18 protein-coding genes are annotated in these 21,876 nt (G+C 61.6%); 15 read left to right on the top strand and 3 right to left on the bottom strand.

Going from position 1 to position 21,876, the window contains the following annotated elements:
- The first annotated feature begins 284 nt into the window (after positions 1-284).
- The 7 genes from ACWHXD_RS01250 to tauD all read left to right on the top strand — a co-directional run bounded on the left by ACWHXD_RS01250 (position 285) and on the right by tauD (position 8,451).
- Positions 285-2,609 carry a Tex family protein gene (locus ACWHXD_RS01250; protein WP_032894121.1) on the top strand — a complete coding sequence of 775 codons (2,325 nt, stop codon included), beginning with the start codon at positions 285-287 and terminating at the stop codon, positions 2,607-2,609.
- Complete coding sequence (locus ACWHXD_RS01245) at positions 2,609-2,992, top strand: PaaI family thioesterase (protein WP_138761760.1); 384 nt, start codon at positions 2,609-2,611, stop codon at positions 2,990-2,992. The genes ACWHXD_RS01250 and ACWHXD_RS01245 overlap by 1 nt, the downstream gene beginning before the upstream one ends.
- Before the next feature lie 214 nt (positions 2,993-3,206).
- The gene (gene gshA, locus ACWHXD_RS01240) at positions 3,207-4,790 is read left to right on the top strand and encodes a glutamate--cysteine ligase (protein WP_138761761.1); all 1,584 of its coding nucleotides are present in this window, start codon (positions 3,207-3,209) and stop codon (positions 4,788-4,790) included.
- Positions 4,791-4,992: 202 nt separating this feature from the next.
- Positions 4,993-5,970, top strand: coding sequence for a taurine ABC transporter substrate-binding protein (gene tauA / locus ACWHXD_RS01235; protein ID WP_138761762.1), 978 nt, complete (start codon positions 4,993-4,995; stop codon positions 5,968-5,970).
- 17 nt (positions 5,971-5,987) lie between these two features.
- A complete protein-coding gene (tauB, locus tag ACWHXD_RS01230) occupies positions 5,988-6,767 on the top strand; it encodes a taurine ABC transporter ATP-binding subunit (RefSeq protein WP_138761763.1) in 780 nt (259 codons plus the stop codon).
- Entirely contained in the window at positions 6,764-7,600 is an 837-nt protein-coding gene (gene tauC / locus ACWHXD_RS01225; RefSeq protein WP_032894126.1) for a taurine ABC transporter permease TauC, read from the top strand. Before tauB ends, tauC begins: the two co-directional genes overlap by 4 nt.
- A gap of 14 nt (positions 7,601-7,614) precedes the next feature.
- The gene (tauD, locus tag ACWHXD_RS01220) at positions 7,615-8,451 is read left to right on the top strand and encodes a taurine dioxygenase (RefSeq protein ID WP_138761764.1); all 837 of its coding nucleotides are present in this window, start codon (positions 7,615-7,617) and stop codon (positions 8,449-8,451) included.
- A 174-nt stretch (positions 8,452-8,625) separates the two neighbouring features.
- Here tauD and mgrA read toward each other — a convergent pair whose 3' ends face one another.
- The 3 genes from mgrA to epsC all read right to left on the bottom strand — a co-directional run bounded on the left by mgrA (position 8,626) and on the right by epsC (position 13,077).
- A complete protein-coding gene (gene mgrA / locus ACWHXD_RS01215; protein WP_032894128.1) occupies positions 8,626-9,663 on the bottom strand; it encodes an L-glyceraldehyde 3-phosphate reductase in 1,038 nt (345 codons plus the stop codon).
- Between the two features lie 127 nt (positions 9,664-9,790).
- Complete coding sequence (gene betT / locus ACWHXD_RS01210; RefSeq protein ID WP_499085026.1) at positions 9,791-11,752, bottom strand: choline transporter BetT; 1,962 nt, start codon at positions 11,750-11,752, stop codon at positions 9,791-9,793.
- 398 nt (positions 11,753-12,150) lie between these two features.
- Positions 12,151-13,077 carry a serine O-acetyltransferase EpsC gene (gene epsC / locus ACWHXD_RS01205; RefSeq protein ID WP_014716464.1) on the bottom strand — a complete coding sequence of 309 codons (927 nt, stop codon included), beginning with the start codon at positions 13,075-13,077 and terminating at the stop codon, positions 12,151-12,153.
- Between the two features lie 166 nt (positions 13,078-13,243).
- Between epsC and ACWHXD_RS01200 the strand changes: the two genes are divergently transcribed.
- The 8 genes from ACWHXD_RS01200 to ACWHXD_RS01165 all read left to right on the top strand — a co-directional run bounded on the left by ACWHXD_RS01200 (position 13,244) and on the right by ACWHXD_RS01165 (position 21,798).
- Positions 13,244-14,239, top strand: a complete 996-nt coding sequence (locus tag ACWHXD_RS01200; RefSeq protein ID WP_138761765.1) for a D-cysteine desulfhydrase — start codon at positions 13,244-13,246, stop codon at positions 14,237-14,239.
- A gap of 172 nt (positions 14,240-14,411) precedes the next feature.
- Complete coding sequence (gene tcyJ / locus ACWHXD_RS01195; protein WP_138761766.1) at positions 14,412-15,206, top strand: cystine ABC transporter substrate-binding protein; 795 nt, start codon at positions 14,412-14,414, stop codon at positions 15,204-15,206.
- Complete coding sequence (gene tcyL / locus ACWHXD_RS01190; protein WP_003187646.1) at positions 15,206-15,871, top strand: cystine ABC transporter permease; 666 nt, start codon at positions 15,206-15,208, stop codon at positions 15,869-15,871. The genes tcyJ and tcyL overlap by 1 nt, the downstream gene beginning before the upstream one ends.
- Before the next feature lie 3 nt (positions 15,872-15,874).
- Complete coding sequence (gene tcyN, locus ACWHXD_RS01185; RefSeq protein ID WP_138761767.1) at positions 15,875-16,621, top strand: L-cystine ABC transporter ATP-binding protein TcyN; 747 nt, start codon at positions 15,875-15,877, stop codon at positions 16,619-16,621.
- 370 nt (positions 16,622-16,991) lie between these two features.
- Complete coding sequence (locus tag ACWHXD_RS01180) at positions 16,992-17,780, top strand: hypothetical protein (RefSeq protein WP_138761768.1); 789 nt, start codon at positions 16,992-16,994, stop codon at positions 17,778-17,780.
- A gap of 185 nt (positions 17,781-17,965) precedes the next feature.
- Positions 17,966-19,207 (top strand): SfnB family sulfur acquisition oxidoreductase, encoded by a 1,242-nt coding sequence (locus tag ACWHXD_RS01175; protein WP_138761769.1) that lies wholly within the window; start codon positions 17,966-17,968, stop codon positions 19,205-19,207.
- Between the two features lie 39 nt (positions 19,208-19,246).
- On the top strand, positions 19,247-20,440 hold the full coding sequence (locus tag ACWHXD_RS01170; RefSeq protein ID WP_138761770.1) for an SfnB family sulfur acquisition oxidoreductase: 1,194 nt from the start codon (positions 19,247-19,249) through the stop codon (positions 20,438-20,440).
- Positions 20,440-21,798 (top strand): LLM class flavin-dependent oxidoreductase, encoded by a 1,359-nt coding sequence (locus ACWHXD_RS01165; RefSeq protein ID WP_138761771.1) that lies wholly within the window; start codon positions 20,440-20,442, stop codon positions 21,796-21,798. The genes ACWHXD_RS01170 and ACWHXD_RS01165 overlap by 1 nt, the downstream gene beginning before the upstream one ends.
- The last annotated feature ends 78 nt before the right edge of the window (positions 21,799-21,876 follow it).

The raw sequence follows: 21,876 nt of genomic DNA, 5'->3' as shown, positions 1-21,876 counted from the left end.
ATTTTTCATCTACTGCCAGCGAACCCGCGCCCTACAACCTGCGGCGCAGTAGCCCCCAAGGGCAGAACGCTGGTTATAATGCGGCGCCTGCGTGCGGGGCAACGTCAGATCGTTACCGTTTGCTGCCGGGCTTTTTTTACCCGCTTGTCGTGAATTTTTCGATTTCGAGGGTCAATAGCCAGCCTCTTGACCCAGGCAGCGGCGCCAGTCGGGCCGCTCAACCAGCCTCGCCGTGCCTTGTTTAACGGGCCGGCGCGCTGATTTTAAGAATTTCAGGTGGTTTTATGGACAGCATCAACAGCCGCATCGCCGAGGAACTCGGCGTACGCCCACAACAGGTCGAAGCGGCCGTCGCTCTACTGGATGAGGGCTCCACGGTGCCTTTCATCGCCCGTTACCGAAAAGAAGTGACCGGCAGCCTCGACGATACCCAACTGCGTCACCTGGAAGAGCGCCTGCGCTACCTGCGAGAACTCGACGAGCGGCGTATCAGCATCCTCGCCAGCATCGAGGAACAGGGCAAGTTGACCCCGCAACTGGAACGCGACATCAAGCTCGCCGACACCAAGACCCGCCTCGAAGACCTTTACCTGCCGTACAAACAGAAACGTCGTACAAAGGGCCAGATCGCCCTGGAAGCCGGCCTGGGTGACTTGGCCGATGGCCTGTTCAACGACCCGTCGCTGACGCCAGAAGCCGAAGCCGCACGCTTTATCGATGCTGAAAAAGGCGTCGCCGACGTCAAGGCTGCCCTCGAAGGCGCCAAGTACATCCTGATGGAGCGCTTCGCCGAAAACGCCAGCCTCTTGGAAAAACTGCGTACCTACCTCAAGCAAGAAGCCATCCTCAGCGCCCGCGTCATCGCCGGTAAAGAGGAAGAAGGCGCCAAGTTCCGCGACTATTTCGAACACGACGAGCCGCTCAAAAGCATGCCGTCCCACCGCGCCCTGGCGATTTTCCGCGGCCGCAACGAAGGCATTCTCAGCTCCGCGTTGAAAGTCGGTGACGAGCTGCCGGGCACCATGCACCCGTGCGAAGGCATGATCGGTCAACAATTCGGTATCCAGAACCAGAACCGCCCGGCAGACAAGTGGCTTGGCGAAGTGGTGCGCTGGACCTGGAAGGTCAAGCTCTACACCCACCTGGAAACCGACCTGCTCGGCGAGTTGCGCGACGGCGCCGAAACCGAGGCGATCAACGTGTTCGCCCACAACCTGCACGACCTGCTGTTGGCCGCACCGGCCGGCCCGCGCGCCACCCTGGGCCTCGACCCGGGCCTGCGCACCGGTTGCAAGGTCGCGGTGGTCGATGCCACCGGCAAGCTGCTGGACCACGCCACCGTGTACCCGCACGTTCCGCACAACAAGTGGGACCAGACCCTGGCGATCCTGGCCGCCCTATGCGCCAAGCACGCGGTGGACCTGATCGCCATCGGCAACGGCACTGCCAGCCGCGAAACCGACAAGCTGGCCGCCGAACTGATCAAAAAATACCCAGCCATGAAAATGACCAAGGTCATGGTCTCCGAAGCAGGCGCTTCGGTGTACTCGGCGTCGGAGTTGGCCTCCAAGGAATTCCCAGACCTCGACGTGTCGATCCGTGGCGCGGTGTCCATCGCCCGTCGCCTGCAAGACCCGCTGGCCGAACTGGTGAAGATCGACCCTAAATCCATCGGCGTCGGCCAGTACCAGCACGACGTGTCGCAGCTGAAACTGGCACGCGGCCTGGATGCGGTGGTGGAAGACTGCGTAAACGCCGTGGGCGTGGATGTGAATACCGCCTCCGTGGCCCTGCTGGCGCGGATCTCCGGCCTCAACGCCACCCTGGCGCAGAACATCGTCAGCCATCGCGACGAAAACGGCGCGTTCAAAACCCGCGCCGCGCTGAAAAAAGTCGCACGCCTGGGTGAAAAAACCTTTGAACAGGCTGCTGGTTTCCTACGCGTAATGAACGGCGACAACCCGCTGGACGCCTCTGCGGTTCACCCGGAAGCCTACCCGTTGGTGCAACGCATTGCCGCCGAGACCGACCGCGATATCCGTTCGTTGATTGGCGATGCCGCGTTCCTCAAGCGTCTGGATCCGAAGAAGTACACCGACGAAACCTTCGGTGTGCCGACCATCACCGACATCCTGCAAGAGCTGGAGAAACCGGGTCGCGACCCGCGCCCCGAGTTCAAGACCGCCGAGTTCCAGGACGGCGTCGAAGACCTCAAGGACCTGCAACCGGGCATGATCCTCGAAGGCGTGGTAACCAACGTGACCAACTTCGGCGCATTCGTGGACATCGGTGTGCATCAGGACGGTTTGGTGCATATCTCCGCGCTTTCGGAGAAGTTCATCAAAGACCCTCGCGAGGCGGTGAAAGCCGGTGACGTGGTCAAGGTCAAGGTCATGGAAGTGGACATCCCGCGTAAACGCGTGGGCCTGTCGATGCGCATGAGCGACACCCCCGGCGAGAAAATCGACGGTGCCCGTGGCGCTCGCCCAGGTTCGGCGCCGCGCCAGTCGCAGAACAACGCGCCGCGCAAGGAAACCGCGACTGCCGCGCCGAGCAACAACGCCATGGCGTCGCTGTTTGCCAACGCTAAACAGCTGAAGAAGCGCTGATGGAGATTCCGGCCGGTTTGACCCAGAGCGCCTTCAGCGAACTGATCGGCTGCCGCCTGCAACGCCTGGAAGAGGGCGTTGCCGAGGTGGCCCTGACCCTGGAGCCGCACCTGCGCAACCGCGCGGGCAAGCTCCATGGCGGGGCGATTTTCAGCCTGGTGGACATCACCATGGGCCTGGCCTGTTCCAGCGCCCACGGTTTTGACCAGCAGAGCGCTACCATCGAATGCAAGATCAACTATATTCGCGCTGTGGAAGACGGTGATGTGCTGTGCACCAGCCGGGTGATCCACGCCGGCCGGCGCACCCTGGTGGTCGAGGCGGACGTGTACCAAGGCGAAAGACTTGTCGCAAAAGCACAGGGCACGTTCGCTGTCCTATAGCTCCCCACCCCCGATTTGAGTTAATTTCGGCGCTGCGATAACAGCGTCGGAATTTTCTCGCTGCGCTGTAGCCCAATTCATGGAGTGAAGTCGGCAAATTCAGAGCGGGTCAAATCGACTCAAAACCAGGCGATCACGCCAGTTTCAACTTCACCCTTGTAGACCGTCCTGCCCACCCCCATATTGGGGCGACTGACGCGTGAAGGAATCCAACTTGAGCGAACTTCTCAACCGCCGCCTGGCCCTGCTCGGCAAGCGCGAACACCTCTCCCTGCTAGAGCAATGCTTGCACGGCATCGAGCGCGAATGCCTGCGTGTCACCAACGAAGGTCGCCTGGCGCAAACGCCGCACCCCGAAGCCTTGGGCGCCGCGCTGACCAATGAACAGATCACCACCGACTACTCGGAATCGCTGCTGGAGTTCATCACCCCAGCCCTGCCGAACCCGGCCGAAACCCTGAGCAGCCTGGACAAGATCCATCGCTTTGCCTACTCCAAGCTGGGTAGCGAATACCTGTGGAGCCCCTCGATGCCGTGCCCGTTGCCGGCCGAGGAAGATATTCCGATTGCCTACTACGGCACCTCCAATATCGGCCAGCTCAAGTACGTGTACCGCAAGGGCCTGGCCCTGCGTTACGGCAAGACCATGCAGTGCATTGCAGGCATCCACTACAACTTTTCCCTGCCGGAACAGCTGTGGCCGTTGCTCAAGGAAACAGAAGGATTTGTCGGCACCGACCGCGACTATCAGTCCACGGCCTACATCGCGCTGATCCGTAATTTCCGGCGCTACAGCTGGCTGTTGATGTACCTGTTCGGCGCCTCGCCCGCCCTGGACGCCGGTTTCCTGCGCGGGCGCTCGCACCAGCTTGAAGTCCTCGACGCCGACACCCTGTACCTGCCCTACGCCACCAGCCTGCGCATGAGCGACCTGGGTTACCAGAGCAACGCCCAGGCTGGCCTGACGCCGTGCTACAACGATTTGGCCAGCTACACCGACAGCCTGCGCGAAGCGGTGGCAACACCCTACGCGCCGTACGTTGAAGTCGGCACGCACAAGGATGGCGAGTGGGTGCAACTGAACACCAACATCCTGCAGATCGAAAACGAGTACTACTCCAACATCCGCCCCAAGCGCGTGACCTACACCGGTGAGCGGCCGATCCAGGCGCTGATGGCCCGTGGCATTCAGTACATCGAAGTGCGCTGCCTGGACATCAACCCGTTCCTGCCGATGGGTATCGACCTGCCGGAATCACGTTTCCTCGACGCATTCCTGCTGTACTGCGCGCTGAACGACAGCCCGCTGTTCGCCAACAACGAGTGCGGCAACGCCACCTCCAACTTCCTCAGCGTGGTCAAGGAAGGCCGCCGTCCGGGCCTGCAATTGCAGCGTAACGGCCAACCGGTGGACATGAAGGAATGGGCCGCCGAGTTGCTGGAGAAGATTGCCCCGCTGGCCGCCCTGCTCGATCAGAGCCACGGCATCACCGAACACAGCGAGGCACTGGACGCCCAGTTGGCCAAGGTCAAGGACCCGTCCCTGACCCCGTCGGCCCAGGTGTTGGCAGCCATGGCGGAGCGCAAGGAAAGTTTTGCGCAGTTCTCCCTGCATCAAAGCGAAGTGCATGCTGAATACTTTCGCAAGGAGCCTTTGGCGGCTGACGAACAAGCGCGCTTTGAAGAACTGGCCCGCGCGTCGCTGGCGCAACAGGCGGAGCTGGAGCAGAACGAAGTGGGCGATTTCGACGTGTTTGTCGGCTCGTACCAGGCAAGCATCCTCGCCATCAGCAACTAACCTGTAGGAGCGAGCTTGCTCGCGAAAAACCAACGGACACCGCATTCATCCAGACTGAACGCGTCACCGTTAACGTTTTTCGCGAGCAAGCTCGCTCCTACAAGTTTTAAGCTAATTCGAAAAAGTTATTTATTTTCGAATTCTTAGATCATTTAGTCTCCTCTCACGCCGACCCTCGGCCGCCTGATTGAGGAGCTTCCCCTTGAAACTGCTGACCCCTCTGCGCCTGTTGGCCGCATTGTCCCTGGCCGGTGCCAGCCTGTTTGCCCAGGCGGCGGATGTGACCATTGCGTACCAGACCACCGTAGACCCGGCCAAAGTCGCCCAAGCCGATGGCGCCTATGAAAAAGCCACCAACGCCAAGATCGACTGGCGCAAATTCGACAATGGCGCCGACATCATCGCCGCCATCGCTTCCGGCGACGTACAGATCGGCTACCTCGGTTCCAGCCCGCTGACCGCCGCAATCACCCGCAAAGTCCCGGTGCAAACCTTCCTCGTCGCCACCCAGATCGGCGGCGCCGAAGCCCTGGTGGTGCGTAACGGTTCGGGCATCAACAGCCCGCAAGACCTGATCGGCAAAAAGATCGCCGTGCCCTTCGTTTCCACCGGCCACTACAGCCTGCTCGCCGCGCTGAAACACTGGAACATCGACCCGGCCAAAGTCACCATCCTCAACCTCGCCCCGCCGGCCATCATCGCCGCCTGGAAGCGCGGTGATATAGACGCCACCTACGTGTGGGACCCCGCCCTGGGCGTGGCCAAGGAAACCGGCAAGGTGCTGATCACCTCCGGGGAGCTGGCCAAGTTCGGCGCGCCGACGTTCGATGCCTGGATCGTGCGCAAGGATTTCGCCGAGAAGCACCCGGAGATCGTCACCGCTTTCGCCAAGGTCACTCTGGATGCCTACGCCGCCTACCGCAAAGACCCACAAGCCTGGCTCGCCGATTCCGGCAACGTCGACAAACTGGTGAAACTCTCCGGTGCCAAGGCCAGCGATATCCCGTTGCTGCTGCAAGGCAACGTCTACCCGCTCGCTGCCGACCAGGTCACCCTGCTGGGCGCACCGACCACCAAGGCCGTCACCGATACCGCTGCGTTCCTCAAGGAACAGGGCAAGGTCGATGCCGTGCTGCCGGACTACGCCCCTTACGTCAGCGCCCAGTTCATTACCCACTGACCCAGGAGTTCACAGCGATGGCCTTGCTACAACTGGAGCGCATCAGCGCACGGTACCCAGGCGCCCCGGAACCGGTACTGTCCGATATTTCACTGGAACTTGGGCCCCAGCAATTGCTGGTTGCCCTGGGCCCGTCCGGCAGTGGCAAGACTTCGCTGTTGAACCTGATTGCCGGTTTCGTCGAACCCTCTGCCGGGCGCATCACCCTCGATGGCGTACCGGTCAAAGGCCCCAGCGCCGAACGCGGCGTGGTGTTCCAGGACGACGCGCTGCTGCCCTGGCAGGACGTGTTGGCCAATGTGGCGTTCGGCCTGGAACTGGCCGGTGTGCCCAAAGCGCAGCGTGAAACACGTGCGCGTGAAATGCTCGCGCTGGTGGACCTGGCCGGTTTCGACAGCCGCCGCATCTGGCAACTCTCCGGTGGCCAGATGCAACGCGTCGGCCTGGCGCGTGCGTTGGCGGCCGACCCGCGCGTATTGCTGATGGACGAACCCTTTGGCGCCCTGGATGCCTTCACCCGTGAACAAATGCAGGAGTTGCTGCTGCAAGTGTGGCGGCGCACGGCCAAGCCGGTGTTCCTGATTACCCACGACATCGAAGAGGCGGTATTTCTCGCCACCGACCTGATCTTGCTCGCGCCCAACCCCGGCCAGATCGTTGAGCGGTTGCAGCTGGACTTCGGCCAACGCTATGCCGCCGGAGAATCGGCCCGCGCCATCAAGTCCGACCCACGCTTTATCGAAACCCGCGAACACGTGCAGGGCAAAGTGTTCTCCCAACGGCAGGTGTACGCATGAGCAGCTACGAACTTCCCGCCACGGCCACCGAGCCTGCCACACATGCCGTGATCCCGCTGCGCCGGCGCCTGAGCACGCGCTGGATCAGCCTGCTGACCCTGGTGGCCTTGCTCGCCCTCTGGTGGGCCGTCACCGCCACCGGATTGATCGAGCCCCTGTTCCTGCCGCCACCGTCGGCCGTGCTGCAAAAAGGCTGGCTGTTGGCGACCACCGGCTATATGGATTCCACCTTGTGGCAGCACCTGGGCGCGAGCCTCAGCCGCATCGGCCTGGGCCTGGGCTTTGCGGTACTGACCGCCGTACCGGTGGGGATCGCTATCGGTGCCAACCGTATCGCCCGCGGCATTCTCGATCCGCTGATCGAGTTCTACCGGCCGATTCCACCCCTGGCCTACCTGCCGTTGATCGTGATCTGGTGCGGCATTGGCGAGCTGTCCAAGGTGCTGCTGATCTACCTGGCGATCTTCGCCCCGATTGCCATCGCCACCGCCACTGGGGTGCGCACCGTCGACCCGGCCAAATTGCGCGCGGCGCAGTCGTTGGGCGCCACCCGCGCGCAACTGATTCGCCATGTGATCCTGCCCAGCGCCCTGCCCGATATTCTCACCGGTGTGCGCATCGGCCTGGGTGTGGGCTGGTCGACCCTGGTGGCGGCCGAGTTGATTGCCGCCACCAGCGGCCTGGGCTTCATGGTGCAGTCGGCGGCGCAGTTTCTGGTCACTGATGTGGTGGTGCTGGGGATCCTGGTCATCGCCCTGATCGCCTTCGCCATGGAAATGGGCCTGCGCGCCCTGCAGCGTAAATTAGTGCCCTGGCATGGCCAGGCACACTGAGTGAAGAACCCACAATGAGCAGCCTGACCGTTACGCCATTAAGCACCGCCCTGGGCGCCCAGATCAGTGGCGTCGATATCAGCCAGCCGCTGAACCCCGAACAGCGCGAGGCCATTGAACAGGCGTTGCTCGACTATTCGGTGCTGTTCTTCCGCGACCAGCCGATCACGCCCCAGCAACAGGCACGGTTCGCGGCAAACTTTGGCGACCTGCACATCCACCCTATCTACCCCAACGTGCCGGAACAGCCTGAAGTGCTGATCCTCGACACCGCCGTCACCGATGTGCGGGATAACGCGGTGTGGCATACCGACGTGACCTTCCTGCCCACGCCTGCCCTGGGCGCGGTGCTCAGCGCCAAACTGTTGCCGGCGTTCGGCGGCGATACCTTGTGGGCCAGTGGGATTGCGGCGTATGCGGCATTGTCCGAGCCGTTGAAGGGCTTGCTCGATGGCCTCACCGCTACACACGATTTCACCAAGTCCTTCCCGCTGGAGCGCTTTGGCAACACCGCCGAGGACCTCGTGCGCTGGGAGGCAACCCGCAAGAAAAACCCGCCGCTATCGCACCCAGTGGTGCGCACGCATCCGGTAAGTGGGCGTAAATCGCTGTTCGTCAGCGACGGCTTCACCACCCGGATCAATGAACTTGAACCGGCCGAAAGCGAGGCGATTCTCAAGCTGCTGTTCGCCCACGCCACCCGCCCGGAATTCACCATTCGCTGGCGCTGGCAGGAAAACGACGTGGCGTTCTGGGATAACCGCGTCACCCAGCATTACGCCGTGGATGACTACCGGCCGCAGCGGCGGGTGATGCACCGGGCGACGATTCTTGGGGATGTGCCGTTTTAGAATCCAGCGAAGATCAACTGTGGGCAAACCCTAATGCCAGTCAGTTAAGGCTTCTTTGTAGGAGCGAGCTTGCTCGCGAAAAACTCAAAGGCGCCGCGTTCATTCAGCAAGCACGCGTTATCGTTGACGTTTTTCGCGAGCAAGCTCGCTCCTACACTTATCGAGTTCGTCAGATTATTCGGCGGTGGAAGGTTTTTCCCACAGGTTAATCCCACCTTCCTGCGCGAACCGATCAATCTCCGCCAACTCTTCGGCACTGAAGCTCAAATTCTTCAACGCCCCGACGTTCTCGATAATCTGCTCCGGCCGGCTCGCGCCGATCAGCGCACTGGTCACCCGTGGATCACGTAATGTCCACGCGAGCGCCAACTGGGCCAGGCTCTGGCCACGGCGTTTGGCGATTTCATTCAGGCCGCGTACATGGGCGATGTTGGCCTCGGACAGGTGCTGGGCCTGCAACGAGCCACCACCCGGACGGTTCACCCGCGCATCGGCCGGTACGCCGTTGAGGTATTTATCGGTCAACAAACCCTGGGCCAACGGCGTAAAAGCAATGACCCCGGCGCCGAGTTCTTCAGTGGTGTCCAGCAGGTCTTTTTCCACCCAACGGTTGAGCAAGTTATAGGCCGGCTGGTGGATCAACAGCGGCACTTTCCACTCGCTGAGCAAGGCTGCGATTTCGCGGGTTTTTACCCCGGAGTAAGACGAGATACCGATGTACAACGCCTTGCCTTGTTGCACGGCGGTGGCGAGGGCGCTGGCGGTCTCTTCCAGGGGCGTGTCGGGGTCGAAGCGGTGGGAATAGAAGATATCCACATAGTCGACGCCCAGGCGTTGCAGGCTCTGGTCCAGGCTCGCCAACACGTATTTACGCGAACCACCACCCTGGCCGTAAGGGCCGGGCCACATGTCCCAACCGGCTTTGCTGGAGATGATCAGTTCGTCGCGATAGTGCTTGAAGTCTTCGCGCAGCAACCGACCGAAATTGATCTCGGCGCTGCCGTAAGGCGGGCCGTAGTTGTTGGCCAGGTCGAAGTGGTTGATGCCCAGGTCGAACGCCGTGCGCAGCAACGCGCGCTGGGTATCGATCGGGGTGCTGTCGCCAAAGTTGTGCCACAACCCCAGGGACAGTGCTGGCAGCACCAATCCACTGCGGCCTACGCGGCGATAAGGAATAGATTCATAGCGGTTTTCGGCAGCAATGTACGTCATCGAATCCTCTCTTGATCTAGGGCAAATAAGGCCCGGGAATAGGCATATTCCCGGGCCTTTTAAGCAGCTGAATCGCTTAAGTCTGCCTCTTCCTTTTACAGCAAAGACCTACTTGAGAGGAACGCTATCAGCGCACCAAATGCAGGAATTGCAGATGGCGCTCGTACTGGTCGAGGATGTCATTGATGATCTGCTCCTTGGTGTAGCCCACTAGGTCATAGTCCTGGCTGCCCTCACTCAGGTGCACTTCGGCCCGATAGTAGCGGCGGTTGTTGATCTCTTTCTTGCCGATGCCGCCCAGGGCGAACGACGGAGTGAAGTAACCGCGCATCTGCACCTGGTAGATAAACGGACGCTCTTCCCCATGGCCGATCTCGAGGCTGACGCTGTCGTTGGCAGGGTCCGGCTGGGTCACCACCGTAAGGCCCTTCTCGACAAACACTGCGGTCACTTCCTCAATCGCTGGGCGCACCGTGGTGTCGAGGAAACGGTACACCTCATCGCGGGATGGGAAATGCACCGCCTGGCTCAAACGCTGGCGCCAGCCGCCTCGGCCTTTGCGTGAAGCGGAAATCGGCGCCAGGGAATGCAATTGCGCGATCTGCTTTTGCGACTCCAGGTAGAACGCCTTGTGCAGCCCCCACATCATCAGCAGCAGAATCAGCGAGAACGGCAGCGAGGTCAGTACCACCGCAGACTTGAGCGAGTCGATACTGCCGGCGAACAGCAACGCACTGGTGACCAGGGCGGTCATCGCGCCCCAGAACACACGCAGCCACTTCGGCCCGTCTTCATCAGCGTTGCCGCCTTTGGACGACAGGGTGGACAGCACCACAGTGCCGGAGTCCGCCGAGGTCACGAAGAACACAAAGCTGATGAACACCGTGACCGCGATCACGGTTTTGCTCCACGGGTAGGTTTCCAGCAGCAGGTAGAGGCTCATCGATGGCTCATCGATCGCCGACTGGCCCAGTGCAGCCATGCCATGGTTGAGCACCTGGTCGATGGCGCTGTTACCGAAAATCGACATCCACGCCAGGGTGAAGCCCAGCGGAATCAGCAGCACGCCAAACACGAATTCACGGATGGTGCGGCCACGGGAAATACGCGCGATAAACAGGCCCACGAACGGCGACCATGCGATCCACCAGGCCGAGTAGAACACCGTCCAGCCGCCCAGCCAGTCGCTCGGCTCGTTGTAGGCGTACACATCAAAACTCTTGGTGGGCAGCGCCCCCAAATAGTCGCCGATGTTCTGGATCAAGGTGTTGAGCAGGTGCTGGGTAGGCCCGGCGAACAACACGAACAGCAGCAGCGCACAGGCCAGCAGCATGTTGATGTCGGACATCACCCGCACACCCTTGTCGACGCCGGCCACGGCAACGATGATCGCCGCGCCCATCATCAGGGTGATCAGGCCCACCTGGATCCACTGGGTATGGGCAATGCCAAACAGGTAGTCCAGGCCGGAGTTGAGGTGCAGCACGCCAAAGCCCATGTCGGCGCCCAGGCCGAACACCGTGGCAATAATGCCGAAGCCATCCACGGCGTAACCGATAGGGCCGTTGATGCGCTTGCCGATCAGCGGGTACAGCGCCGAGCGCAACGCCAGCGGCAGGTTATGCCGATAGGCGAAATACGCCAGAGCCATGCCGACAAACGCGAACACGCCCCAGCCATGCAGGCCCCAGTGCAGGAACAGCACCTGCATGGCCTGGCGCGCCGCATCGGCGTTCATTGCTTCGCCCTGGGGCGGCTGCACCAAGTGCGTCAGCGGCTCCGAGACACAAAAGAAAAACAGCGTGATGCTGATCCCGGCGGCGAACAACATGCCGGCCCAGGACAGGTAACTGAATTCGGGCTCGTCGTGGTCGGCACCGAGTTTTATCTTGCCGTAGCCCGATAGCGCGGTGACCACCACGAAGACCAGATACAGGGTCATCGCCAGCATGTAGTACCAGCCGACCGTGTTGGCCGCCCAGTTTTGCGCCGCCAGCAGCCAGGCACCGGCCTGTTGCGGGATAGCGATGACCGTGATGCCAAACAGCAGGATGACGGTGGCGGCAAAGTAGAAAACGGGCGCATTCATGCGCACCAGGCCGCTGGATGAGGTAGACGATGCACTCATGAACGATGCACCTCAAGGTTGCGGGATATGGCTGTAAAAAACGGACTCAGCAAAGGTAAGCCTCCTGTTGTGAGCGGGCAGCGAACCACCGGTTTAACTTGAACGAACGTTCAAGTTAAACATGAATAGGCGGTCTTGGACTAATCGCAGGGCCGAGTGGTAGGTGTTTCCTACACTAGCTCAGGGATTGGTATGACGGATGAAGGAGGCAAATCGTTCAGCAATATAACTTTGAAATGGGGATAAAAATGTGGGAGCGGGCTTGCTCGCGAAGGCGGTGTGTCAGCCAACACATGCTTGAACTGACACGCAGCCTTCGCGAGCAAGCCCGCTCCCACAGGGGGGTGTGCAACCTTCAGCTACTTCTGCGCCCCATCATCATGCTGCAAGTTCGCCTGGGTGATATTCGCCCCGGCCGGCACGCTGCGGGTCAGCCACACGTTGCCGCCGATGGTCGAACCCTGGCCAATGGTGATCCGCCCCAGGATCGTCGCCCCGGCGTAAATCACCACATCATCTTCAACAATAGGGTGACGCGGGTGGCCTTTCTGCAATTGCCCATCTTCATCCGCCGGAAAGCGTTTGGCCCCCAGTGTCACAGCCTGATAGATGCGTACCCGCTCGCCGATGATCGCCGTCTCGCCAATCACCACGCCCGTGCCGTGGTCGATAAAGAAACTCGGGCCGATCTGCGCGCCAGGGTGGATATCAATGCCGGTGGCCGAGTGGGCGATTTCTGCACTGATCCGCGCCAGCAGCGGCAGGCCGGCGCGGTACAGGTGGTGGGCCAGGCGATGGTGGATCACCGCCAGGATGCCGGGGTAACACAGCAGCACCTCATCCACACTGCGGGCGGCCGGGTCGCCGTGGTAGGCGGCCAGTACGTCGGTGTCCAACAGGCTGCGCAAGGATGGCAACGCCAGGGCGAAATCCTGGATCAGACGAATGGCGTGGGCGTTGACCTCACTGTCATCCTCACCGCTCTGGCGTGCGGCATAGCGCAGCTCCAGGCGCGCCTGGGCGAGCAAGGCGTTGAGCGCGACGTCGAGGGTATGGCCCACGTAGAAGTCTTCGCTTTCTTCGCGCAGGTCCGCCGGGCCCAGGCGCATCGGAAACAGTGCACCGCACAACGCCTCAAGAATCTGCGCCACCGCCTCGCGGGACGGCAATTCGCGGCCACCATGCTCGCCACTCAAGCGCCCATTGCGCGTTCGCCACTGGTCGCGGGCGCCGCGCAGCTGGCTGACGATGGTCTGCAATTGCCAATGACTGGAACGCTCACTCACGGTATTCACTCCTGACGAAATGGCCATCACTTTACGGTATGCACCCAGGCAGCTCTTAAGAACCAATGGTGTGAGCCTAAGAACCTTTCGTCATAAGCGATTGACGGTTGCCCGATGAAAAGTGCCTGCCTATAGTCCCCCCATCACTCAGCCACCGTGCGTAACCATGATCAAACAACAGCTCGCCCGTTTTGACCGCCTGGAACTACTGGGCAATGCCACCGCCCTGGAAAAACTCGAGCGGCTGTCGGCCTGGCTGGGCAGGGACGTCTACGTCAAACGCGATGACACCACGCCGCTGGCCATGGGCGGCAATAAGCTGCGCAAACTTGAATACCTGGCTGCCGACGCGCTTGCCCAGGGCGCCGACACCTTGGTCACCGCTGGCGCGATCCAGTCCAACCATGTGCGCCAGACCGCCGCGCTGGCCGCCAAGCTCGGCCTGGGCTGTGTTGCCCTGCTGGAAAATCCCACCGGTACTGAAGACCCCAACTACCTGGGCAACGGCAATCGCCTGCTGCTGGAGCTGTTCGACGCCAAAGTGGAGTTGGTGGAAAACCTCGACAACGTCGACGACCAACTCAACGCCCTCGCTGACCGCCTGCGCAGTAACGGCAAGAAGCCTTACCTGGTGCCTATCGGCGGCTCCAACGCCCTCGGCGCATTGGGTTACGTGCGCGCCGGGCTGGAGTTGGCCGCGCAGATTGAAGACAGCGGCATTGAATTCGCCGCCGTGGTGCTCGCCTCCGGCAGTGCCGGTACCCACAGCGGCCTGGCCCTGGCCTTGAGCGAAGCATTGCCGCAATTGCCGGTGATCGGCATCACGGTGTCGCGCACCGAGCAAGCGCAATTCCCGAAAGTGCAGGGCCTGGCCGAACGCACCGCCGAGTTGCTCGGTGTGGCTATTCCCAACGCCTTCAAGGTCACCCTGTGGGACGAGTATTTCGGGCCGCGTTATGGCGAGCCAAACGCTGGCACCCTCTCGGCGATCAAACTTTTGGCCAGCCAGGAAGGTCTGTTGCTGGACCCGGTGTATACCGGTAAGGCCATGGCCGGTTTGCTCGACGGCATCGGGCGCCAGCGGTTTGAAGAGGGGCCGATCATTTTCCTGCATACCGGTGGCGCGCCAGCGTTGTTTGCCTATGACTCAGTATTCAGCTGATTGAATACGGTCATATTCAAAAATAGAATATGAAATTGTATTTTTATTATTTTCAAGACTTAAAAACCCACCTTATCATCGCGCCGAAGGCGAAGACGCGCTTCGCACTTTAGGGCAGGATACGACTACCGCGTCACCTGCTTCGCTCACCATAAAAACACAGGGGCTCTCCATGACTATTTCTGCATTTCGTCGCACGCTGTTGGTTGGCACTTTGGGCCTGGCGCTTGGCGCTGGCTGGCTGGGCCAGGCGGTTGCCGGCGAGCAGTTGAACACCATCAAGAAGGCCGGCGAGATCAAGATCGGCCTGGAAGGCACCTACCCACCGTTCAGCTTCGTCGATGAAAGCGGCAAGCTCAGCGGTTTCGAAGTGGAACTGTCCGAGGCGCTGGCCAAGGAGCTGGGCGTCAAGGTCAAGCTGCAAGCCACACCTTGGGACGGCATCCTCGCCGCGCTGGAATCCAAGCGCCTGGACGCCGTGGTCAACCAAGTGACCATCTCCGAAGAGCGCAAGAAAAAGTACGATTTCTCCAAGCCTTACACCGTGTCCGGCATCCAGGCGCTGGTGCTGAAAAAGAACGTCGACTCGATCAGTAAAGCCGACGACCTGGCCGGCAAGAAAGTCGGTGTAGGCCTGGGCACCAACTACGAACAATGGCTCAAGGACAACCAACCCAAAGCCATTATCAAGACCTACAACGACGACCCAACCAAATTCCAGGACCTGCGCATCGGCCGTATCGATGCCATCCTGATCGACCGTCTGGCCGCCCTGGAATACGCCAAGAAAGCCCCCGACACCGCCGCTGCCGGCGACGCCTTCTCCCGTCAGGAATCCGGTGTCGCCCTGCGCAAAGGCGAGCCCGAGCTGCTCGACGCGGTGAACAAGGCTCTGGACAAACTGCGCGCCGACGGCACCTTGAAAAAGCTGTCCGAGAAGTACTTCAACGCTGACGTCACGCAATAATGGAAGCAGGTTTCCAACTCGCGCTGGACTCCGCGCCCTTTCTGCTCAAGGGCGCGTACTACACGGTAATCCTGAGCCTGGGCGGGATGTTTTTCGGCCTGCTGCTGGGCTTCGGCCTGGCCTTGATGCGCCTGTCGCGCTTCAAGCTCTTGAGCTGGACCGCCCGGGTCTACGTATCGTTTTTTCGCGGCACGCCGTTGCTGGTGCAGCTGTTTTTGATCTACTACGGCTTGCCGCAAGTGGGCATCGAGCTGGACCCTATCCCGGCCGCCATGATCGGCTTTTCGCTGAACATGGCCGCCTATGCCTGTGAAATCCTGCGGGCCGCCATCGCCTCCATCGAGCGTGGCCAGTGGGAAGCCGCTGCCAGTATCGGTATGACCCGTGCGCAGACGTTGCGCCGGGCCATCCTGCCCCAGGCGATGCGCACGGCGTTGCCACCTTTGGGCAACAGCTTTATTTCGCTGGTCAAGGACACGGCGCTGGCCGCCACCATCCAGGTGCCTGAGCTGTTTCGCCAGGCCCAACTGGTGTCGGCACGTACCTTCGAAATCTTCACCATGTATCTGTCCGCAGCCCTAATCTACTGGATCCTGGCGAGCATCCTGGCGCATCTGCAAAATCGTCTGGAAGACCGGGTCAACCGGCATGACCTGGAGTCTTGAAGCATGATCGTGGTTGAAAAACTGACCAAACAATTCAACGGTCAGGTGGTGCTCAACGGCATCGACCTGGAGGTCAAGGAAGGCGAAGTGGTCGCCATCATCGGCCCCAGCGGTTCGGGCAAGACCACCTTCCTGCGCTGCCTGAACTTCCTCGAAGAACCCACCAGCGGCCGTATCAAGGTGGGTGACATCGAGATCGACAGCAGCAGGCCGCTCAACCAGCAACAGGGCCTGGTGCGGCGCCTGCGCCAGCATGTGGGCTTTGTGTTCCAGAACTTCAACCTGTTCCCCCACCGCACCGCGCTGGAAAACGTCATCGAAGGCCCCATCGTGGTCAAGAAGATGCCGCGGGAAGCGGCTGCAGAACTGGGGCGCAAGCTGTTGGCCAGGGTGGGCCTGGCGGGCAAGGAAGCGTCCTACCCGAGGCGGTTGTCCGGCGGCCAGCAACAGCGTGTGGCGATTGCCCGTGCCTTGGCCATGGAGCCGGAGGTGATTCTGTTTGACGAACCCACCTCGGCCCTCGACCCGGAACTGGTGGGCGAAGTATTGGCCACCATTCGCAGCCTGGCCGAAGAAAACCGCACCATGGTCATCGTCACCCACGAGATGAGCTTTGCCCGTGACGTGGCCAACCGCGTGATTTTTTTCGACAAGGGTGTGATCGTCGAACAGGGCGAAGCCAAGGCGCTGTTTGCCAACCCCGGGGAAGAACGCACCAAGCAGTTCCTGAGCAAATTCCTCGCCCACTGACACCTCCCACTGTAGGAGCGAGCTTGCTCGCGAAGAACGTAAACGATAACGCGGTGAATCAGGTTGACCGAGTTGCCTGGGCGTTCTTCGCGAGCAAGCTCGCTCCTACAACGGGTTGCAGGTTGAGCGTGTAAAAGCCCCCCTCGCCAGCGCCTTAAAATCCCCCTCCCCGTCAGACCCTTCTGAATCTCTCCAAACCCGCCGTTTAGCCCTTTGCCTCCATTGACGCTCCCCGGCCAACCCTCTTATCTAGCGCCTTGAGGATTGGATCCTATCCCGGCTACTGACTGAATCGTGTCTTTCGACCCCCTTGCGCCTGTGCGTCGAGGTTTCGGAACGATTGCTGCTGGCTGCATCAAGGAGATTACTTATGACACACACTCAAACCCCGGCCACGCTCCGTGCCCCAAGGCTGCCCCAGGCTATTGGAAACGGCATCAGCGCCCTGGCTTCCGCCCATTTGCAGGTCGATATTTCACCCTACCCGAGCATGGAAGAGGGCGACCTGATTGAACTGTTCTGGAACAACTGCTTTGCTGCCTCGCGCAAGGTGACGGCGTGCAAGATCGGCACGTATACCCACCTGTGCGTACCGGAGAGCTTTGTGCAGGATGGCCCGGCACGCGTCCATTACCAGGTCTTGCAGATCGGCCATGGCCCGATGCGCTCGGCGGTGACCCTGGTGCGGGTCAAGACCAACTACCCCGGCGGTCAGCCTTTGCCGCGCCTGAACCCTGAAGGCGGCGACGAAAACCAGAACCTGGCGCCCGTGAACCTGCCCGAGACGATCCGCCGCCATGGCGTCAACAGCAGCCAGGTAAGGCGCGGCATTCCACTGACCATCGAGCCTTACCTGAACATGAGCACGGGCGACGCCATCACCTTGCGCTGGGGCGATGTACGCCTGGACCTGCCCCGCATCCAGGCCCAGGGCGTCGGCCGGGCGGTGCAGGTGTGGGTGCCGCCCCACGTGATTATCGAAGCCGGCGACGACTGCCGGCTGGAGGTCACCTACTGCATTCTCGACCGCGTGGGTAACAACTCCCGCTGGGCGCCCGCCCGTACACTGCGCATCGCCGCCTGCACACCGCCCTGCCCAGCCTCGTCCGCGCCGGGCTATCAACCGCGTCGCTTCGGCTCACCCTGTGAACCGGGGTGACAGCCCTTCTATGCATATTCCTAAAAGTTAGTTTATTTAAATAATTAACACGCTTAGGGTATATGCACCGGACCACCGGACATTCCTGATTTTTCTGTTTATTTCATTGAATGCGAGGTCGGTATGGTCAGAATTACCCCGGTGCACAACGCCAGGGCATTGCGTGCAGCCAAGGAGCGGCGCTGATGTCTAACTTGGCTCTAACATCCCCCCAGAGTGATCTGGACGTAGCCCCCCTGCTGTTGCCCGCCACGGTGCTGCGCAACGACGCCCAGGCGCTGAGCGCCGCCCACGAACTGGCCCAGGCTGCGCGCGCGCAGGCCGCCCAGCGCGACCAGCAACGCAAACTGCCCTGGGCGCAGCTCGAACAGTTCACCCGCAGCGGCTTGGGCAGTATTTCCATTCCCCGCGAATACGGCGGGCCCCAGGTGTCGTTTGTGACCCTGGCCGAAGTCTTCGCGATCATCAGCGCGGCCGACCCAGCCCTGGGGCAGATTCCGCAGAACCATTTCGGCATCCTGCATGTGTTGCAGGGCACCGCCACCGAGCGCCAGAAAAAGCAGCTGTTCCAGAGCGTGCTCGACGGCTGGCGCATCGGCAACGGCGGCCCCGAACGCGGCACCCAAAACACCCTGGAGCTCAAGGCGCGCCTCACGGCCGAAGGCGACGGGTTCGTGGTCAGCGGGCAAAAGTTCTACTCCACTGGAGCCTTGTTTGCCCACTGGGTGGCAATCAAGGCCCTGAACGATGACGGCAAGCAGGTCATGGCCTTTGTGCGTCGCGGCAGCGAAGGGCTGCGCATCGTCGATGACTGGTCCGGCTTTGGCCAACGCACCACCGCCAGCGGCACCGTCTTGCTTGACCGCGTGGCTGTGGAGCCAGACCTGGTCATCGACAACTGGCGCCTGGGCGAAACCCCGAATATCCAGGGGGCGGTGTCGCAATTGATTCAGGCCGCCATCGACGCCGGCATCGCCCGCGGCGCCCTTGACGATGCCATTGCTTTCGTGCGTGAACGTTCACGCCCGTGGATCGACGCCAAGGTCGAGCGAGCCAGCGACGACCTGTATGTGATCGCCAATATCGGCAAGTTGAAGATCGAACTGCACGCCGCCGAAGCCCTGCTGCGCAAGGCGGGCCAGGTGCTGGACCAGGTCAGCGCCGCGGCGATTACCGCGCAGTCCGCCGCCTACGCCTCGATTGCCGTGGCCGAGGCCAAGGTGCTGACTACCGAAGTGGCGCTGCAGGTCACCGAGAAGCTCTTCGAACTGGCCGGCAGCCGCGCCACCCTGGCCGAATTCAACCTTGACCGTCACTGGCGCAACGCCCGGGTGCACACCCTGCACGACCCGGTGCGCTGGAAGTACCACGCCATCGGCGCCTATCGACTCAACGGCACCTTGCCGGCTCGTCATTCCTGGATTTAACCAACCAGAACACTTTTCCACGAGCTTCTGGAGAAACTCATGACCCTTTCTCACCCCGTCGCGGTCATCACCAGCGACGAACAAGCGCTTATTGTCGCCAGCGACCTCGCTGAAGACCTGCGCCGCGACAGCGCCCTACGCGACCGCGAACGCCGCCTGCCATTGCCCGAGCTGGACGTGTTTTCCCGCTCTGGCCTGTGGGGCATCAGCGTGCCCAAGGCCTACGGCGGCGCGGGCGTGTCCAACGTCACCCTGGCCAAGGTCATCGCACTGATCGCCCAGGCCGATGGCTCGTTGGGCCAGATTCCGCAAAACCATTTCTATGCCCTCGAAGTACTGCGGGTGAACGGCAGCCCCGAACAGCAGCAACGCCTGTACGCCGAGGTACTGGCCGGCCAACGCTTTGGCAACGCCTTGGCGGAACTGGGCACCAAGACCGCCCACGACCGCATCTCCAGCCTCACCCGCGACGGCGATGGTTTTCGCATCAGCGGGCGCAAGTTCTACGCCACCGGGGCGATCTACGCCCAGCGCATCCCCACCTCGGTGGTGGATGCAAACGGCGTGCAGCAACTGGCCTTCGTGCCGCGTGACAGCGCGGGCCTGACGGTGATCGACGACTGGAGCGGCTTCGGCCAGCGCACCACCGGCAGCGGCTCGGTGGTGTTCGATAACGTGTGGGTCGCAGCGCAAGACGTGGTGCCGTTCCAGAGCGCCTTCGAACGCCCGACCACCGTTGGCCCGCTGGCGCAGATCCTCCATGCGGCCATCGACACCGGCATCGCCCGTGCGGCCTTTGAGGACGCCTTGCATTTTGTGCGCACCAAGACCCGCCCGTGGATCGACTCTGGCAACGACAAGGCCACCGAAGACCCGCTGACACTCAAGAGCTTCGGCCACTTGAGCAGCCGCCTGCACGCCGCCGAAGCCTTGCTGGAGCGCGCAGGGGAATTCCTCGACCGCGCCCAGGCCGACAGCAATGCCCAGACGGTTGCAGCTGCCTCCATCGCCGTCGCCGAAGTGCGCGCCCTGAGCACCGAGATCTCCCTGGCGGCCGGCAGCACCCTGTTCGAACTGGCCGGCAGCCAGGCGACCCTGGCCGAACACGGCCTGGACCGCCACTGGCGCAACGCCCGGGTGCACACCCTGCACGACCCGGTCCGCTGGAAATACCATGCGGTCGGCAACTACTACCTCAACGATGAAAACCCGCCGCTGCGGGGGACCATCTGATGAGCAAAAAAAAGATCCTGCTCAATGCCTTCAACATGAACTGCATCGGGCACATCAACCACGGTTTGTGGACCCACCCACGGGACACGTCCACCCACTACAACACCCTCGAATACTGGACTGAACTGGCGCAAATCCTGGAGCGCGGGCTGTTCGACGGTTTGTTTATCGCCGATATCGTCGGTGTGTATGACGTGTACCAGGACGCCATCGACGTGCCGCTCAAGGAGTCGATCCAGTTACCGGTCAACGACCCTCTGCTGCTGGTGTCGGCCATGGCCGCTGTCACCCAGCACCTGGGCTTCGGCCTTACCGCCAACCTCACCTATGAGGCGCCGTACCTGTTCGCCCGGCGCATGTCGACGCTGGATCATCTGAGCCGTGGCCGAGTGGGTTGGAACATTGTCACCGGCTACCTCGACAGCGCCGCCAAGGCCATGGGCCTCACCGAACAGGTCGAGCATGACCGGCGCTACGACCAGGCCGATGAATACCTGCAGGTGTTGTACAAGCTTTGGGAAGGCAGCTGGGAAGACGACGCGGTGCGCAACGATCGCCAGGCGCGGGTGTATGCGCAACCGGGCAAGGTGCACAAGGTTGCGCACCACGGCGAGTTTTATCAGGTGGAGGGTTACCACCTGTGCGAGCCCTCACCTCAGCGTACGCCAGTGCTGTTTCAGGCCGGCAGTTCCGAGCGTGGCTTGCTGTTCGCCGGGCAGCATGCCGAGTGCGTGTTTATCAGCGGGCAAAACAAACCCGCGACCAAGCGCCAGGTGGACAAGGTGCGCGCCAGCGCGGTGGAGGCTGGGCGCAACCCGGATGACATCAAGGTGTTCATGGGCCTTAACGTGATCGTGGGCGCCACTGAAGAGCTGGCGTGGGCCAAGCACGCCGAGTACCTCAGCTACGCCAGCGCGGAAGCCGGCGTGGCGCATTTCTCGGCCTCGACCGGGATTGATTTTGCCCAATACGGGCTGGACGAACCCATCCAGTACGTCAAGAGCAACGCGATCCAGTCCGCCACCCAGAACCTGCAGAACAACGACTGGACCCGACGCAAGTTGCTCGACCAGCACGCCCTGGGCGGGCGCTATATCACCTTGGTGGGCTCGCCTGAACAGGTGGCCGATGAGCTGGAATCCTGGATCAGCGAAACGGGGCTGGATGGTTTCAACCTGACGCGCATTGTGACGCCGGAGAGCTATGTGGATTTCATTGAGCTGGTGATACCGGAACTACAACGACGGGGCTCGTACAAGACCGAATATGCGCAGGGAACGCTGCGGGAAAAAGTCTTCCACAACACGGCCCGCTTACCCAAGCAACACACCGGCGCTACCTACCGCCACGTTGTTTGATCGTTCCCACGCTCCGCGTGGGAATGCCTCTTGGACGCTCTGCGTTCGCTTTTGGGACGCGGAGCGTCTCTGGCTGCA

It is taken from the genome of Pseudomonas fjordensis, from assembly GCF_976987115.1.
Note: the sequence above shows the minus strand (reverse complement) of the source record. Positions and strands in the feature narration are given on the sequence as shown.